The organism is Guopingia tenuis (assembly GCF_014384805.1).
Taxonomy (GTDB): Bacteria; Bacillota; Clostridia; order Christensenellales; family Christensenellaceae; genus Guopingia; species Guopingia tenuis.
The window spans coordinates 671017-688033 of sequence record NZ_JACRSS010000001.1; the positions used below are offsets into that span (position 1 = coordinate 671017).

Consider the following 17017-nt stretch of genomic DNA (forward strand, 5'->3'; position numbering starts at 1 on the left):
TCCCTGCCACATTCTCAAGGGCAAAAATGGATATTTTTGCAGAATTTCACGTTTTCATAACAGTTTTCAAAAGAGCCAGGCTTTTTGGTTCGCTTTCCAATGCATCCGAAAGCCAGCGCATGGCCAGGCTGGCCCGATTTGCATCCATGGGGATTTCCGTCTGCCCAATGGCCTTGGATGGCGTCGTCAGGATTTTCTCCATGAGCGGGATGGTGTCAGGCGGCACATCCTCGCCCGGGCAGCTCGCGCAGACCGCGCCGCCCGCCGCCAGATTCAGGCGGGAAGCCGCCGGCGCCCCGCAGAGCGCGCAGCGCCGCGTCACCGGGCGCAGTCCCAGGATATCCAGCAGCTTGACGACAAAAAAGAAAAAGACGCTCCGGGGATCCTTGCCGCCGTTCAGGGCATAGTTTGCCCCGGCCAGCAACGCAAACAAGCGGGGATTGCCCTCGGCGGGCATCACCACCCGCTCGCAAACCTCGCTTAATACCGCCGCCGTCATGAGCGCCTGCATATTCTGCCGCAGTGCAAAAAAATTTTCCCGGATGGCTGCCTGGGTCACAAAATAGCGCCCTTTATGCACATGAAAGGCAAAATCCGCGCAGCAGAATACATCGCAGGACGCCAGCAGCGGGCTTCCCTGCTTGCGGCAGCCCCGGGCCAGCGCGTCAATGCGGCCGTGTTCCCTGGAAAATAACGTGAGCATGCGGTCGCTTTCCCGATAATTTGTCGCCCGCAGCACCATGCAAAGTGAATTTTCGTCCATTTTTCCCCGCTATACGTTTAATCATCTTTTTCAAGCTCCCGGTAAAGCAGAAAATAGTTGATATTTCCCGTCTTTTCAAAGAGCTTATATACTGTTTCTTTCGCGTCCATTGGCATCCCTCCCGTTTTCTTTGCTGTTATTCTGCACCGCTGTCGGGCGGGGCATGCCTTGTAAAATGTTCCGTTTTTGGGAATCGCTGTTCTATTCCTCGCGGTAGCCCAGTTCTTTCAGCATAAACTGGGAATTGCGCCAATCCTCCTTGACTTTCACCCAAAGCTCCAAAAACACTTTGGTTCCAAACAGCATTTCCAGATCGGCCCGGGCCTCCGAACCGATTTTTTTCAGCATCGCGCCCCGCTTGCCAATGATGATGCCCTTATGGGAATCCCTTTCGCAGTATATCACGGCGGCGACGTTTGTGATATTTTCCAGCTCCTCCACCCTCTCGATCTCAACGCCCACGCCATGGGGAATTTCATCGCGGAGATTGAGAAGCGCCTTCTCCCGGATCAGCTCGGCGGCAATAAACCGCTCTGGGCGGTCGGTCACCATATCCTCGGGATAAAACTGCGGCCCCGGCAACAAAAAGGGGAGAATGGCTTCCTGCAGCTCCCTTAGCCCGGTTTTCTCCTTTGCCGAAATCACATAAACCGCGCTCTGCGGCACGCCCAGTGCTGTGAGCCTTTCTTGCAGCTCCTGAATCCGCTCCCCGCGCGCGATATCCGCCTTGTTGATGACAGCCAGAAATTCCGGGCCGTTCAGCCGCCGGATGATTTCCTCATCCCGCTCCCGAATTCCCATTTTCGCATCCAGCACCATCATGGTGAGATCCACGTCCCGCTGGGCGTCATAGGCAGTTTTTACCATGAATTCTCCCAGCTTGGTTTTTGGCGTATGGAGGCCGGGCGTATCCAGAAAGACGATCTGATATTCCTCTGTCGTGAGTATCCCCACCACTTTATTGCGCGTTGTCTGCGCCTTTTCTGTAACAATCGCCACCTTTGTCCCAATCAGGGCATTCATCAGCGTCGATTTTCCCACATTTGGGCTGCCCATGATGGCGACAAAGCCCGAACGATATTCCTTTTCCAACCGTTTTCCTCCTCTGCGCGGCGGCAGATATTCCCATATTTGCTTTCCGCTGTCCCTTCGCCTGGCCGGTGGCAGAACAGTTTCGCCCCGCCAGACCTATTTTCCTGTCTTATTCCATTTTTATTCTATTTCTTTCCGTCGGTTTATACCCATGTTTTTGCCCGCCAGCCGCTGAAATGGATTCCCTGCCGCTTTATTTCCCGGCGCATTTTTTCCCGATCTGCACCGCACGTCCTGTCCTCGCAGCTTTACGCGGTTCTATGGCATTCAAATTCAAACGAACAGCCTGAATTACACCCGAAAGACACTTCTTTTCCCGCTGCTCCAGCAGTTGCTTCCTTCACTAGTTCTCCACCGAGTCATGGGACACCGCCGAGGTGCAGTATACTGCTCTCCGCTAATTTTTCAACTCGCGTGCCGTATCCGCTTCCTCCCCCGGATTCTCGCCGAGTCATGGGACACCGCCGAGGTGCAGTATACTGCTCTCCCCTAATTCTTCAACTCGCGTGCCGTATCCGCTTCCTCCGCCGGGTTCACTCCGAGTCACGGCACACCGCCGAGGTGCTAGAAGATGAGCATGTTGGAAATTTGGAAAATAATTACAGTTACCAGTACGCCGATCAGCGCCCCTACGGCCACCTCCGTGAAGGTGTGTACATTGGTTTCCAGCCGGCTCTCTGCCACGATCACCGCCATAATGGCGCTGAAGGATGTCACCACCGGGTCCTTCCCCACCAGCGACATGGCGGCAAACAAGGAAAATGCCAGGGCCGTATGCCCGCTGGGCATGCCGCCGTGGATATAGCTCCCCCTCTTTTTGATGCTCCGAGCCTTGATGATTATTACGATCAGCCCCACCACTACCAGACTGGCAAAGGTCAGATGCGCCGGCAAGTGCACCATATAGCTCAAGGAAACAAAGGAAAAGCTGTTGATCTTGCGGTAAAACACAAGATAGCCCACCACCAGGGCGTTTAGGGCCGCAATGAGAACGGCGCCCGCCGCCACATTCTTGGCGACCTTGGCCAGCTCGTGGTATTTCTCGGTGACCAGATCCACCACTGCCTCCACCGCCGTGTTGAGCATCTCCGCCAAAAACACAAAGGTTATGGTGATGGAAAGGGCGATCATCTCATAGCGCGTGCTGTAGGTGAGAACCGCCGCCAGCACGGTCAGGAGCGCCACCACCACATGGATTTTCATGTTTCCTTCGTTTTTAAAGGCATGCACGATCCCCGCAAAGGCATGGTTCACGCTGTTGATAAATCTCATTTTCTGCCCAGCGCCTCTCTTTGTTTGCGCCGCATGACGGCTTCTTCGTCCTCCTGCATATGGTCATATCCCATGAGGTGCAGCATGCCATGCACAGCCAGGAAGCATAATTCCTCCTCCAGCGTGTTTCCATATTCCGCGCCCTGCCGGGCGGCCTGCTCCACGGAGATATAGATATCCCCCAGGGCAATGCGCTTGCCCTCCACATCCATTTCCGGGCAATACCCCTCATCCAGCGCCTTTTTGAGCGGCTCGTCCAGCTCATTTTCCGGGAAGGACAGCACATCCGTCGAGCGGTCTACATCCCGATACTGCCGGTTCAGCTCATGGAGAAAATCGTCGTCCGCCAGGACAATATACGCCTCATAAGCCTCAATTCCCTCCAGCCGGGCCGCATTTTCCGCCGCCGCCTGCACCGGGGCAAAGAGGGCCTCGTCCACTGCAATATCGTCCCGCGCCTTTTCCACAACACAAAATCCCAACTTCTCCTGCATACCAGCAGTCCCTCCTTTTATTCCTCATCCTCGGGATAGATAATGCGCTCATGGTTGGCCCCCTCAAAAATATAGAGGAATGCCGCGGCAATCCGCTTCAGATCCCGCCGGTTCAGCGGGCAGTCGTCCAGCTGTCCGTCTTCAAATTTCGCCTTAATCAGCTTGTCGATCTGTTCGCGGACATTTTCCAGGCCCTTTGTCCCATTGGCCCGGATCGCCGCTTCCACCACGTCTGCCAGCATCACGATCCCTGCCTCCTTGGTCTGGGGCTTGGGGCCGGGATAGCGGAAATCCGCTTCCTCCGCTTCGCCGTTCTGCTTAGCCTTATAATAGAAATACCCCGCCAGGCTGTCGCCATGGTGCTGGGCGATGATGTCCCGCATCCGCTGGGGCAGCTTATATCGGTCCGCCAAGGCCACGCCGTTTTTCACATGGCTGATGATGATTCCCGCGCTCTCCTTGGGATCCAGCTCATCATGGGGGTTGCCGATATGCATTTGGTTTTCCTTGAACATCACGGGGCTCGCCAGCTTGCCGATATCGTGATAATACGACGCCACCCGTGCCAGAAGCGCATCGCCGCCCACGGCGTCCGCCGCCGCTTCCGCCAGGTTGGCCGTCATGATGCTGTGGTGATAGGTTCCCGGCGCCTCGATCATCAGCCGCTTTAAAAGCGGATTGCCCGGGCTGGAAAGCTCCAATAGCTTGGATGGCGTAGCCAGGGAAAATACGGATTCCAGAATGGGGAGCACGCCCACGGATAACAGCCCGGAAACCAGGCCGCCCGCCATGCCAAAGCCCATGGCCATCAGGCATTTCTGAACGGAGGCCGCCTCCATGATGGCATAGCACAGATATACCACAGCGCTCGCAAAGCCTGCCACGGTGCCTGCCAGGACATATTCGCCCCGGTGCTGCTTCTTGCGCAGGACGAGAATTCCCGCCGCCGTTCCCAGGATGCTGGAAAGCAGCATCCGCAGAACCTGCCCGTCAAAGACAAATTCCGAAACCGGCGCCATGATAAAGGAAATGATAATCGAGTTAAATACTCCAAATGCCAGGGCCGTGCGCCGCCGCAGGAACACTGCGCCCAGAATGGCCGGAAGGAACACCAGGTTAAAGCGGATATCGATCCGCTTGCAGATCAGCGCCAACACCACGCCCGCCGCCGTCAGCAGGCAGACGCTGGTTGCGGTTTTCGCCGAATCCAGGAGGCTGCGGTCCGCCACGCCTGCATAGAGGAAGGCCGCCCCAAACGTTAGCCCCATCAGCAGGATCCCCACAGTCCACCGGGGCAGCATGGAGGTCTGGTCGCTGGTTAAGCCCAGCTGTTTGATGAGGGCATATTGCTCTTCCGAGATGATTTCCCCCTGCCGGACGATATTTTGTCCCTTTTTATATTCCACCGGGACGATATTTTCGGCCGCCGCCTGTTTGGCAGCCTCCGTCGCCTCGATATCATACACCAGGTTTCCCTTGACGATATTCACCACCAGCGTCTCTGCCAGCTGCGCCTGCGCCGCCGTGAAAAGCCCGCCGCTGACGAGGCCCGAGCGGACGGTTTCCGCCAGCTCTTCCACATCGTCGTCCGTAATTCCCCGCTCCATCTGGGTCCGCACCCGCTCAATGAGCGCTTCCCGGAGGGAAATCATCTTGTCCTGAGACAGGGCGGCGATGGTATAGATCTCTTCTTCGGTGATATACGACGGCGCCAGCTCCAAAAGTTTTGTCATGTTGACGCCGGTAAGAACTGTCTGCCAGTTCACCTTCTGTGCATTGATATCCGCATCGCCAGCCAGGGAGGCATACTGTATATAGGTGTTTTTCGCTGCCGTCCGGACGGCTTCCAGCTGAGAAAACGCCGTCTCCAGCCCGGTTTCCACCTCGCCCCAGATATCCTCATTGCGGGCATAAACCGGCTGCACCTTCTGCATGGCCTCCTGCTGCAGCCGCTGGGTCGCCGCCTCATCCACAATGTCGCGCGGTGCCGTCACAGTTTCTTCGCAGAGCTTTCCCGCGGCGAATTCATGCCGCTCCGGGACGGAATTCACCATCGCGGCCAGCGTGCAGAAAATAAACAGTGCAATATACAGCAGGATCGGCACTGTCCGTCCATTCCATTTTTTCTTTTCCGGCGTTGCGCGCCGTCTCTTGGTTTTTCCCATCTGGTTCTCCCCTGCGGCCTCCCGGCAGTTTCTCCGATATGCGCATTATACATCATTTCCCCATCGGAGGCCATGGCTATTTGCGGGTCTGTCTAAAAATTCCCGAGCATAAGTTCCCGCTGCAAAACCGGAAACACTTTTGCTGTTTTTTCTATTTTCTCATAAATTCTCTCTTTTATCAACTTTTGCCGTTTTCTCTGCCTTCGATTCCGGGGAAATAGAAAAGAGCGCCTTTCCCCGGCGCTCCATGTCTTTGCTATTTTTTCCTGGGCCGCTGCTGTTTCCCCGGCGCCGGGCCCTTATCCGCCTCCGCCTTCTCAAATGCCTTCACGATATCCTTTACCAGCTTGTTTCGCACCACATCCCGGTTGTTCAGCCGCATGATCCCGATGCCTTCGATGGAACTCAAAATGGACGCGCATTTTTCCAGGCCGGATTCCGTGACTTTGGGCAGGTCAATCTGGGTGACGTCTCCTGTAAGCACCATTTTCGAGCCTTCGCCCAGGCGTGTCAGCGCCATCTTCAATGTCGCCAGAGAGGCGTTCTGGCTCTCGTCAATGATGATTCTTGCCCGGCTCAGCGTCCGTCCGCGCATATAGGCCAGGGGCGCAATCTCGATCTCACCCCGCTCCCGCATTTTCTCCGCCTTTTCCGCTCCAAAGATCTCAAACAGCGCGTCATAAAGCGGCCGCAGATATGGGTCCACCTTCTGCGCCAGATCTCCGGGCAGAAAGCCCAGCCGTTCTTCCCCCGCTTCAATGGCCGGGCGGCTCATAATGATCCGCTCCACCACGCCCTGCTTCAGCTCCTGGGCCGCCTGGGCCACGGCAAGATAGGTCTTTCCCGTTCCGGCGGGGCCAATGCAGATGGTCACGGCGTTGTCCCGCAGGGATTTTATATAGTTCTTCTGTCCCAGCGTCTTGCATTTGATGGGGATGCTGCGGTGGGTCAGGGTAATCACATCCCCCATGGCCTTAAAGATCTCCTCCAGGCCCCCTTCGGAGGCCTCATCGATCAGGCGGTGAACCACCTCTTCATCCACGGTGTCCCCCGTCTCATAGAGGCGGAGCATGGAGCGGAGGACATCCGCCGCCATTTCCACATTTTTATCGGACTCCCCCTTGATCTCCACCACCGAATTGTGCAGGCCGATAGTGACCATGAGCGCCCGTTCCACAATGGCAATGAGCGTGTCATAGGCCCCGAAAACCGCCTGCTGCTGGTCAATGGTAATATCTTCAAGCTGCTCTACTTTCATGGCAACCTTCCTCTCTTTCTTTCCCGGATCTGCTTTTTGCAGCCCGTGCCGGCTTTCATTATAATATACTCCCCCTCCCTTTTTCAAGAGGCGCCGAAGGGTTCCGGCGTTTTGCCAATGCTTCGGGGCGCAAAATCGGGAAGGAAGAAACCGCCCATTGCTGCTGTTCCAAAATTATGGAGCCAGGCAGTCCGCATACCCGCAGAATTTATAGCTCCGGTTCCCGGCGCCTCCCAAACGGCGCGCCCGCGAACAGGCAGAAGTCTGCCTGACCGTTGACGAATATTTTTTGCAATCCATATTTTCACCAAAGACCGGGCACATACGCCTCTTCCGGAGCCCATTCCTCAAAAAAGCGCACCCCGCGCCGCTTTCTCTTTGCCGAGAGACCCGCAAAAAATTTTTCTCCCAGCCGCCGTCCTTTTTCGGCAAAGACAGCCGGAGCCTGTCCTCCTTTTTCCGCAGAATGGGAAAACCGCCTTTTTCCATGGGTAGCGAATATCGGGGCACTCCATGCCCGTCCTTTCGCGCTTCTTTCTGTCTGTCCACTGCCGGCTTCGCTCAAAAGCGCAGCAGATAAGCCGCCCATCCCCGTCCTCGCATATGACAAATATATCTTGGCTTTTCTGTCCGTATGCCAGGTGTCGTTATTGCGGGAGAGACAAACGCCTCCGCTGTCTTACTCCTGCGCCCCGGCTTCCGGCTCCGGCGCCTGCTGTATGGCGATTTCCCCTGTCTGCCCGATCTCTTCCAAAACAGTGAGCGTCGCGGTCACCGTCACGGCGCCGTCCTCCTCCAGCACATGGAAGCGGAATCCTTCCACCGGCAGATTTTCGGGGATTTCCCGGAGGGCCAGGTTATAGGCGTTTTCCTTGGCCTCAATTATGGCCTTTTCCTTGTTTTCCTCAGAGGCCGTCTTTTCCGCCTCATAATATGTGATTTCAATAATCTCGGCGTGGGCGGGCATATTTTCCCCCAAATTTTCCGCTACCCGCTCTTCCTTTATATATACGGAAAAGGGATTTTCCCCATCAATCTTGGTCAGACGTCCGCCCAGCCGCATCCATCGTTCTGTTGCAGTACGCCCGGTGGGCCGGAGCGTTTCATCCTCATAGGTTACCCGGCTTGTGGCCAGATAGTCTACCCGGGCGGTCACCATTCCCCGGGCCGTCACCAGGAAGGGGACCTCGTTCATATAAAAACTGCCGTGAATCAGAATGTCTCCCTCGCTCACCCTGTCTCCCACCTCCACCGCCGCCTGCCCTTCCAGCACGGTGATTTTCTCAATCACTCCCGCCTTTTTTGCATAGACCGTCGCCGGCTCGGTGGAGCGGATCTGGGGTGGGAGCGATCCTTCCGCCACCCGCACCACCAGCTCCACACCGTCAAAAGAGGCATGGGCATAGGATAGCTTTGGATATTTCATGCGCAGCGCCAGGGAGATCTTTTCCAGATCTATTGTGCTTTTGGGGGTAAATTCCCCGCCGCCGTTTTCCAGAATTGTCTGATAAACGTCGTATTCGTTGATGGTTTCCAGCCCCTCAATGCGGATGTTCCAGCAAAAGGAGGACAATATTCCCATGGCCAGAATGACGGCTGCACAGCCCGCCGCCAGCCACCATCGCTTCCGGATAAAGAGAAAGGCCCGGGTCATGCCGCCGGCCCGCAATACCTGCAGGGGGCACAGCCCCTCCGCCAGCTTTTTCAGGCGCAGATAGCCGGGCAGGCTTACGCGCATGCGCAGCACAGTATAGGAACGGCGCTCCACCTGCTCCATCCGGATGCCCGCAGCCGTCGCCCGGTTCAGCAGCCGTTCCATCCCCAGCCCCCGGGCCTCGACAATCACATAGCCTGCCAGCAAATTCCAAAAGCCGTACATGCCAACCCCTCCTGCCTTTTTTTCCGCCCTCAGGCGAAATCCTCGTAAATAATCTTGGAGATCCGTCCGGTGACCGAAATGGAATCCGCCGTCAAAACCTCCAGGGAAAACCCCTCTCCTTCCAGACAGATGCCGCCGATTTTGGTCTGGACACGGATGCGTTCCTGGGTGTAGGAGAGGATATCCGTATAGCTCTCGATGACACACCCGGCGTTTTCAAATATATGCAGGTTCACCCCGTGCAGCACAACATCCGGTGGAAATTCAAAAAACTCCGCCGCCTGGATTCTTTTCTTTTTGCTCTTTGCGTCCTTTTTCATGCTTTCACCATCCCGCCCCGCAAATCAATACTTATTCTTATGCGTCCTGCGGGTGGGAAATGAATGGCGCTGCCGGCGGGTGAAACATCCGGATTTTCAAATGCGTCGCCATGGGGCGTTTCGGGTCCGCGTTCCCGCGACCCTCTTTTCGCCTCGGCGAGGGGGCCGCCGGGCAGGAAGGAATGCAAAAAAATAACGGTTCCCGAAGGAACCGTTGTTTTCTCGTTTCGCTTAGTGCTTGCGCTTTCTGGCAGCCTCAGCCTTTTTCTTTCTCTTTACACTGGGCTTTTCATAATGCTCGCGTTTGCGAATCTCAGCCAAAACGCCGGCACGCGCGCATTTTCTCTTAAAACGGCGCAGAGCGCTTTCCAGAGTTTCGTTTTCACCAACACGGATTTCAGACATCTTTTTCCCTCCCTCCCATATTTAACTACGCAAAATTACCACGCTGTTTAAAAAATCGGGAGTATTTTGCCAAGCGCCGGCGAAGCTCCGCTCCGCCAACGCCTATTATTATAAAGCATCCCCGGGGCAAAGTCAATCATTTTTCTGGGGGTTCTCTCCCGCAGAGACAAAGTTTTTTGCAAACTTCCCGTTCTGGATCACTGCCGCGCAGCGGGTTATGGCTGCGATATCCTCCAATGGGTTTTCGGCAAACAGGGCAAAATCCGCCCGCTTGCCCGGCGCAATGCTGCCCCGCTCCGCAAAGACGCCGCAGAGCTTCGCGCTGTTCACCGTCGCTGCCCGCAGCGCCTCTGCCGCCGTCAGGCCGCATTCACACATGGCAGCCAGCTCATGCCCGGTTCCGTCGTGGTCGTTATAGGGCGAACAGGCGTCTGTTCCGACGCAGAGCACAACCCCTCTTTCCCGGGCCGCCAGCAGGCTCCGGCGCTGCACCTCAAGATCCCGCTCCGCCTTGTCCGCCATCTCTTCCGTCACGCCCGGCTTGCCCCGGTTGTTCCGGAGAAAATAGCTGATCGCCAGAGTGGGGACATAATAAATCCCCTTTTCCGCCATGAGGTCCAACGTCTCCTCCTCCAGAAAATAGCCGTGTTCGATGGAGGTCACGCCGGCCATGGCGGCAAATCGGGCCGACTCCCCGCCCATGGCGTGGGCCGCCACGCCCCGCTCCAGGCGGTTTGCCTCTTCTACCACCGTCTGCATCTCCTCCAGGGAAAACTGGGGAGCATAACGGCTCGTGCGGGGCGTTTTGGAGCCGCCGGAGGCCATGAGCTTGATCCAGTCCGCGTCTTTTTTGCACTGTTCCCGCACTGCGCGGATGCAGGCGGCTTTTCCATCCACCTCCACGCCGTTCTGCCAGCTCTGGCCGCCGGTGGCCGAAAGGTTTTTTCCGCTGGCCGCCATCTCCGGGCCGGGCACCAGCCCTTCGCGCACCATATTCCGAAGCTCCAGATCGACATAGTCCGCCCCGCCCATATCCCGGATATAGGTGACGCCGGAATCCAGATATTTCCGCAGGTTTTTGACGGCAGACAGTGTAAACCGGGGCTGGCTGGCATAGATTACCGCGCCCGCCGGCGTACTGTCAAACTGGATGTGCGTATGGACATTGAACAATCCGGGCAGGACGACGCTTCCCCGCAGGTCCACAGCATCCTGCGGTGCCTGGCCGCGGCTCAGCCGCGTGATCCGGCCATCCTCCACCCATATTTCCGTTTCCGGGCGCAGGCATCCCTTTTCCACGTCGATGATCCGCCCGTTTGCAAAGCATTTCTCTTTCATTTCGTCCACCCCTTCCCTTTTGCGTCCTCAGCCGGGAGGCCAGCCCAGTTCCCGTCCGCCCAGCAGATGAAAATGCAGATGCGGCACGGTCTGCCCCGCCGCCAGCCCGGTATTGGTCACCAGACGGAACCCGTCCTTCGCAACGCCCAGCTCTTCGGCCAGCTTTTTGACCACAGCAAAAATATGTGCAGTCAGCGCGCCGTCCTCCTCTCCAAGCTCCAGAACCGAGCCCACATGCTTTTTGGGGATGATGAGCACATGCACAGGCGCTTTGGCGTCGATATCCAGAAAGGCCAGCACCTGTTCATCCTCATATACCTTCTGGGAGGGAATTTCTCCCGCAATGATCTTGCAGAAAATACAATCCTGCATTTCTATATCCTCCTTTCCTGTTATGGAAATCATCCATTCTATAGCTCCTTGCGCTGCTGCGCAAACATACTCCGCAGATTCTTCCCGGCTCTTATGCTTGGGTACAATGCCCCCTTTGGTTTAACCTGCGTTGTTGATGATAAAAAGCATTCGCCTTTTTATTCGTATTCTTTTCACGAAGCTCACTTGGCTCACACAAAAACATTCCCTTTTACTTCCTGCTGCGGCGCGCAGGAATAGCCGCCGCGGGAAAAGCATCGTTTGAAATGCCCTTCGCAAGGAAGGATTCCCTGCCCTGTCCGCGCACTCCCTGCCGCATTCAGATTTTCTGCGTTTCTCATCTTCCCGGCCACGAGTCCCGCAGTGCTTTAGGTCCCTGAATATGGTAGGCAAACCCCGATGAAAAGCCGTAAATCAGCCGGGTATAAGATGCCCAAAAAGGCTGTCCCCCTCCACTTTTTCAATCTCTGCCCGCACGATCTCGTTGGGACATGCACCCTTCATGCAAACGCGGCAATACCGCTCGTTATGTCCGACGCTGATGTTCTCACCGTCAATTTCTTCGACCAGCACTTCTTCCGTCTTTCCAAGAAAACTTTGAAGATATGCCCGGCTCATTTCCTCGGATGCCGCGGAAATTTCCGCTCCCCGGCTGCGGCGCAGGGCTTTGGGCACGGGATTCGGCAGTTTCACCGCCGCCGTCCCCTCCCGCTCGGAATAGGGAAACACATGGATTTTGGCAAAGCCGATGGAGCGGACAAATTGCAGCGTCTCCTGATGCTCCTCCTCCGTCTCCCCGGCAAACCCGGCGATCACATCGGTGGTGATGGCGGGGTTTTCAAAATACCGGCGCAGATTGGCGATATATCCGGCGTATTCCTCCGGCGTATAATGGCGGTTCATTCGCCTGAGCACCCCTGCCGACCCGCTCTGCAAGGATACATGGAAATGCGGGCAGAGGCTTTTTACGCCGCTGGCCCGGCGGCAGAATTCCTCGGTCAAAAGCGACGGCTCCAAAGAACCCAGCCGGATGCGGAAAATCCCCTCCACCTGCCCAACCGCTTCGATCACGTCGATGAGAGAGATTCCCTTCAAATCCCGGCCATAGGAACCCAGATGGATCCCGGTCAGCACCACTTCCTTTACTCCGCTTTCCGCCAGGGCCCGTGCCTCTTCCAGAATATCCTCCAGAGGGCGGGACCGCACCGGCCCGCGGGCATAGGGAATGATGCAGTAGCTGCAAAAATTGTTGCATCCCTCGCAGATTTTCATGTTGGCCCGGGTGCGTTCCGCGCTTCGGGAAATGTGCATCCGCTCAAAGGCACGTTCCGCCCGGATTTCCTCCACGGCGTCAATCTTCCCCGGCTCCTCCTGCAATCTGCGGAGGATTTCCCCGATGCGGGCCCGGTTCTTTGTTCCAATGGCCGCCCGGACGCCCTCCATTTCCAGAATGGTTTGGGCATCCCGCTGGGCAAGGCAGCCGCAGACGCAGAGGATGGCCTGCGGATTCCTCTCATGGGCGCGGTGAATCATCTGGCGGGATTTCTTGTCCGCCACCGCCGTCACCGTGCAGGTATTTATGATATATACATCCGCCTTCTCGTGAAAATCCACCAGGGTATACCCTTCTTTTTCCAGGATCTCCGCCATGGCGTCGCTGTCGTATTGGTTCACCTTGCATCCCAAGGTGTAAATCGCTGCTTTCATCTAACACTCCGTCTCATAGGCCACGATGGCCGCCAGGGCAATCGCCGCCGTCTCTCCCCGGAGAATCCGCCGCCCCAGGCTCACCTGCCGGGCGCCGGCCGCCTCAATTTCCGCCGCCTCCTCCGGGCTGAAGCCCCCTTCCGGGCCGACCACCAGGGCAATATCCTCCGCGCCGCACAAGGCCTCCTTCAGCGGTTTTTGGGACTGCTCATAGGCAAACAGCGTGAGCGCATGCCCGGAAATCTCCTGTAAGAATTCGGAAAACGAAAGAGGCATTCCCACCTCCATGGCCCGGGTCCGCCCGCACTGCTTCAACGCCTCAAAGGCGATGCGGCTCATCCGCTCTCTGGCCTTCGCCGCCGCCTTTTCCTCCGGCACCTTGACGCACCGGCTGCTGATAAAGGGCCGCAGGGCGCTCACCCCCAGTTCCACGGCCTTCTGCGCCACGATCTCCATCTTATCCGATTTCATATAGGCAAGATACAGCGTGATCCGCCTGCGGGGATCGGCCAGACAGGGCCGGGTCTGCAAAATCTCGGCCTCCGCCCGCTGTTTTTCCACCTGCACAAGCCGGCAGACATATTCCTCGCCTTCCCCGGCCACCAGGATCGGATCTCCCGCCTTGAGCCGCAGTACCCGGGAAAGGTGCTCGGCCTCGCTCCCTGTCAAAACTGCCGTATTATTTTCTATTTTCTCTGCAAAAAAGCGCCGCATCTATTTCCAGGCCGCGGTAATCGCCGCCCATTCTCCTTTTTCGCTGATTTTTTTGATGACAAAGCCAGCCGCCAAAACAGCCGCCTTTACGTCTTCCAATCGTTCCGTGATAATGCCCGAAGTGATGAGCGTTCCACTCTCCTTCAAATATTCCCTAAACAGCGGGCACATGGCGATAACCACGTCCGCCACGATATTCGCCACAACGACGTCATAGCCGTCCCGGATGGTTTCCCGGAGGGCTGCATCCTGAAGCACATTGCCGCGACGGAGCGTAAACCGTTCCGCAGGAATCCCGTTGCGCTCGGCGTTTTCCCGGGAGACACGGATGGAATCCTCCTCAATATCCACACCCACGACGCTTCCTGCCCCAAGAAGCATGGCGCTCACGCCCAGAATCCCGCTTCCGCAGCCCATGTCCAGGACTTTCGCCCCGGGCTCCACGGCTTTTTCCAGCTCCTCCATACAGAGCCGGGTAGTCTCGTGGGTCCCGGTTCCAAAGCTGGAGGAAGGATCAATTTCCAGGATGCGCCGGCCCGCGTCCATTCCCTCGGGAACCGCTTCCCAGGAGGGCTTCACCAGGATTTTCTCCCCGATGGCCACCGGCTTGAAATACTGTTTCCAGTTGTTCGCCCAGTCCTCCTCCCGCAGGTTTTCCAGCGCATATTCCGCATCCCGGGCCAGGGCAATGCCCTTTGCCTGTTCCAGCATGTCCGCCCCCTGGGCGTTGGCCGGAAGATAGATGGTCACGTTGGCCGGGCTCTCCTTCAGCCGCATCACGTCGTCTTCAATATAGTCATAATAGACTGAGGTTTCCAGAAATTCCTCAAATTCATAGGGATCCTCGATAGCAAAACCCCGGATTCCCACTCCCATAAGCTCTTCCACCAAGGCATCGATCTCCTCGGAGGGAAGGTATATTTTCATGCTGACCCATTCCATCAGACGCGTTTCCTCCTTAAATATGTGTGTATTTTTATTTTATCTCAAAAAGGAAAACTAAGCAAATTTAAAATATACATAAACTTTGCACGCTTCCTGTTGTTTTTTTTCGGAAAATGTCTATAATAAAATTGTTAACTTTTAGTAAGCGAGGTATGAATTTTGCAAAGCAATCGATTTGACCGGGATGCGTACCGGAAGCGTTCAGCGGAAAGCCGGGAACGGGCGCGGCAGCACCGCGTGATGAAGGCGCGCAACCGTTTTATTATGTGGATCGTCATCGTGTTTTTTGTGGCGTTGGCTATTTTTGCCGTGGTTCGCTGGGCCCTGCCCTCCTCGGAAGGCGCCATTGACCTGCCCGCAGTTTCTCCCGTGCCTTCGGCCGCGCCGGATTCCAGCGCGTCGCCTTCGCCCTCTGCGTCGGCTTCCGCATCGGCAACGCCGGTGCCCATTACAAAAACCGACAGCAGCTATCAAAGCGAAAATCTGCAGATCACCATTGAGAAAAAGGTGCTGGAAAATGTGGATGGCGATAAAAAGACGGATTATTATGTGGCAGATATCGTATGCAAGGATATGAGCCTTTTCAAAACGGCTTTTTCCGGCGACGGGGACAGCATTCCCCGCAATTCCTATGAAGATCCGGTGACGATTTCTGAGCGGTATAACGCGCTGCTCTCCATCAACTGCGACAACGCCGGCTATCTGACCGACGGCATCATCGTGCGGAATGGAACGCTCTATCGCTTCAAGCCCTCCGACCGTGACCTCTGCATGATCTTCAGCGATGGAACCATGAAGTGCGTCAAGGAAAATACCATCAAGAGCAAGGATGAGATTGCCTCCCTGATCGCCAACGACGGCCTGCTCCACACTTTCTCCTTCGGCCCTGCCCTCATCACCGACGGCGTTGCCAAGGGCGATTATTCGGACAGCCAGGTGCAGACCTTCAACCCCCGTTCCGCCATTGGGATGGTGGAGCCCGGGCACTTTAAGCTGGTGATCGTGGATGGCCGGACGGATGAAAACCGCGGCGTACGCCTCATTCAGCTGGAGCAGATCTTCAAGGATCTGGGCTGCACAGAGGCCTATAACTTCGACGGCGGCCAATCCTCCATCATGATTTATGATGGGAAGATCCAGAATGATATTGCCGGCCGGGATACGCCCCGCAGCCTTTCGGATATCCTGTATTTCGCGGAAAGCGCCCAGTAAACAATAGAATAAAAGGAGGCTTGTGCGTTTGAATATTCTGATTCCTGCCTATAAGCCGGATGAGCGCCTGCTGGAGCTGGTGCATCGTCTGCATGATGAAACCGAATATAATTTGATTGTCGTCAACGATGGCAGCGGCAGCGAATTCGATGCCGTCTTTACCGCCCTTCCCTCTTATGTCACGCTTCTTTCCCATGCGGTCAACCAGGGCAAGGGACGCGCCATGAAAACCGGCTTCTCGTATATCCTGGAAAATCTGCCGGACAGCCAGGGCGTCATCATCGTTGACGCTGACGGCCAGCATCTCCTAAAGGATATCAACCGGGTCTATCAGGGCTTTTTGGAGCATCCAGACAGCATCATCATCGGTTCCCGGAAGTTCACGGGGGAAGTTCCCCTGCGCAGCCGTTTTGGAAATTCCCTTACCCGCCATGTTTTCGCCCTGGCCAGCGGCGTCAAACTGATGGATACCCAGACCGGCCTGCGGGCTATTCCCATTCAATATCTGCGGGAGTTTATCGACCTGAAGGGGGAACGTTATGAATACGAGATGAATATGCTGCTCCAGGCAGCCGAGCTGGGTATTCCCATGCACGAGGTTTTCATTGAAACCGTCTATATCGACGATAACAGTTCCTCGCATTTTCATGTCATCCGGGATTCCCTCAAAATTTATGCCGTAATTTTTAAGTTTATCATGTCATCCCTCATCGGGTTCCTGGTGGACTATGTGCTTTTCAACCTGCTCTATGCCCTGCTGGGCGGCATGTCCAATGCCGCTCTGCAAATGCTGGTGAGCACGGTGGGAGCCCGAGCCGTCAGCTCGTTTGTCAACTATATGGTCAACAAGAAAGTGGTATTCAAGAGCCGGGACGGCATGGCATCCACGTTGGTGAAATACTATACGCTGGTGGTTGTCATCCTGGCGGCCAACTATGGCCTTATGCTGCTTTTGTGCAATGTTTTGGGAATGGCAGCTCCTCTGGCCAAGATTCTCGTGGAGGTGGTGCTTTTCGTGGTCAACTATCTCGTCCAGCGCACCTTTGTCTTCAAAAACAAACGGGCAGCGGCATAGGAGGAA

At 56.2% G+C, this 17017-nt stretch carries 17 protein-coding genes; 2 read left to right on the forward strand and 15 right to left on the reverse strand.

Annotated features, from left to right (window positions below; translation table 11 throughout):
* Window positions 1-46: 46 nt before the first annotated feature.
* The 15 genes from recO to prmA all read right to left on the reverse strand — a co-directional run bounded on the left by recO (window position 47) and on the right by prmA (window position 14721).
* Complete coding sequence (recO, locus tag H8693_RS03190) at window positions 47-763, reverse strand: DNA repair protein RecO (protein ID WP_249279761.1); 717 nt, start codon at window positions 761-763, stop codon at window positions 47-49.
* A gap of 17 nt (window positions 764-780) precedes the next feature.
* Window positions 781-873, reverse strand: coding sequence for a YqzL family protein (locus tag H8693_RS03195; RefSeq protein ID WP_178621168.1), 93 nt, complete (start codon window positions 871-873; stop codon window positions 781-783).
* A 91-nt stretch (window positions 874-964) separates the two neighbouring features.
* Complete coding sequence (era, locus tag H8693_RS03200; protein WP_283243733.1) at window positions 965-1855, reverse strand: GTPase Era; 891 nt, start codon at window positions 1853-1855, stop codon at window positions 965-967.
* Window positions 1856-2419: 564 nt separating this feature from the next.
* Window positions 2420-3127 (reverse strand): diacylglycerol kinase, encoded by a 708-nt coding sequence (locus tag H8693_RS03205; protein ID WP_249279762.1) that lies wholly within the window; start codon window positions 3125-3127, stop codon window positions 2420-2422.
* On the reverse strand, window positions 3124-3621 hold the full coding sequence (gene ybeY / locus H8693_RS03210) for an rRNA maturation RNase YbeY (protein WP_249279763.1): 498 nt from the start codon (window positions 3619-3621) through the stop codon (window positions 3124-3126). Before ybeY ends, H8693_RS03205 begins: the two co-directional genes overlap by 4 nt.
* Before the next feature lie 17 nt (window positions 3622-3638).
* Complete coding sequence (locus H8693_RS03215; RefSeq protein ID WP_249279764.1) at window positions 3639-5786, reverse strand: HD family phosphohydrolase; 2148 nt, start codon at window positions 5784-5786, stop codon at window positions 3639-3641.
* Between the two features lie 256 nt (window positions 5787-6042).
* Window positions 6043-7044, reverse strand: a complete 1002-nt coding sequence (locus H8693_RS03220; protein ID WP_178618573.1) for a PhoH family protein — start codon at window positions 7042-7044, stop codon at window positions 6043-6045.
* Between the two features lie 679 nt (window positions 7045-7723).
* A complete protein-coding gene (locus H8693_RS03225) occupies window positions 7724-8923 on the reverse strand; it encodes a sporulation protein YqfD (RefSeq protein ID WP_249279765.1) in 1200 nt (399 codons plus the stop codon).
* Window positions 8924-8952: 29 nt separating this feature from the next.
* Window positions 8953-9243, reverse strand: coding sequence for a YabP/YqfC family sporulation protein (locus H8693_RS03230; RefSeq protein WP_178618579.1), 291 nt, complete (start codon window positions 9241-9243; stop codon window positions 8953-8955).
* A gap of 231 nt (window positions 9244-9474) precedes the next feature.
* The gene (gene rpsU, locus H8693_RS03235; RefSeq protein WP_046444557.1) at window positions 9475-9648 is read right to left on the reverse strand and encodes a 30S ribosomal protein S21; all 174 of its coding nucleotides are present in this window, start codon (window positions 9646-9648) and stop codon (window positions 9475-9477) included.
* A 132-nt stretch (window positions 9649-9780) separates the two neighbouring features.
* Window positions 9781-10986: a metal-dependent hydrolase family protein gene (locus tag H8693_RS03240; protein WP_249279766.1), complete on the reverse strand. Its 1206-nt coding sequence runs from the start codon at window positions 10984-10986 to the stop codon at window positions 9781-9783.
* Between the two features lie 27 nt (window positions 10987-11013).
* On the reverse strand, window positions 11014-11358 hold the full coding sequence (locus H8693_RS03245) for a histidine triad nucleotide-binding protein (RefSeq protein ID WP_178618585.1): 345 nt from the start codon (window positions 11356-11358) through the stop codon (window positions 11014-11016).
* A gap of 414 nt (window positions 11359-11772) precedes the next feature.
* Window positions 11773-13065, reverse strand: coding sequence for a tRNA (N(6)-L-threonylcarbamoyladenosine(37)-C(2))-methylthiotransferase MtaB (gene mtaB, locus H8693_RS03250; RefSeq protein ID WP_249279767.1), 1293 nt, complete (start codon window positions 13063-13065; stop codon window positions 11773-11775).
* Window positions 13066-13779 (reverse strand): RsmE family RNA methyltransferase, encoded by a 714-nt coding sequence (locus tag H8693_RS03255; protein ID WP_178618590.1) that lies wholly within the window; start codon window positions 13777-13779, stop codon window positions 13066-13068. It abuts the gene before it with no gap.
* A complete protein-coding gene (gene prmA / locus H8693_RS03260; protein ID WP_249279768.1) occupies window positions 13780-14721 on the reverse strand; it encodes a 50S ribosomal protein L11 methyltransferase in 942 nt (313 codons plus the stop codon). It abuts the gene before it with no gap.
* A gap of 162 nt (window positions 14722-14883) precedes the next feature.
* Here prmA and H8693_RS03265 point away from each other — a divergent pair, with 162 nt between their 5' ends.
* Both H8693_RS03265 and H8693_RS03270 read left to right on the forward strand, forming a co-directional pair.
* The gene (locus H8693_RS03265; RefSeq protein ID WP_249279769.1) at window positions 14884-15936 is read left to right on the forward strand and encodes a phosphodiester glycosidase family protein; all 1053 of its coding nucleotides are present in this window, start codon (window positions 14884-14886) and stop codon (window positions 15934-15936) included.
* Between the two features lie 28 nt (window positions 15937-15964).
* Window positions 15965-17011, forward strand: a complete 1047-nt coding sequence (locus tag H8693_RS03270) for a bifunctional glycosyltransferase family 2/GtrA family protein (protein WP_283243734.1) — start codon at window positions 15965-15967, stop codon at window positions 17009-17011.
* Window positions 17012-17017 lie beyond the last annotated feature (6 nt).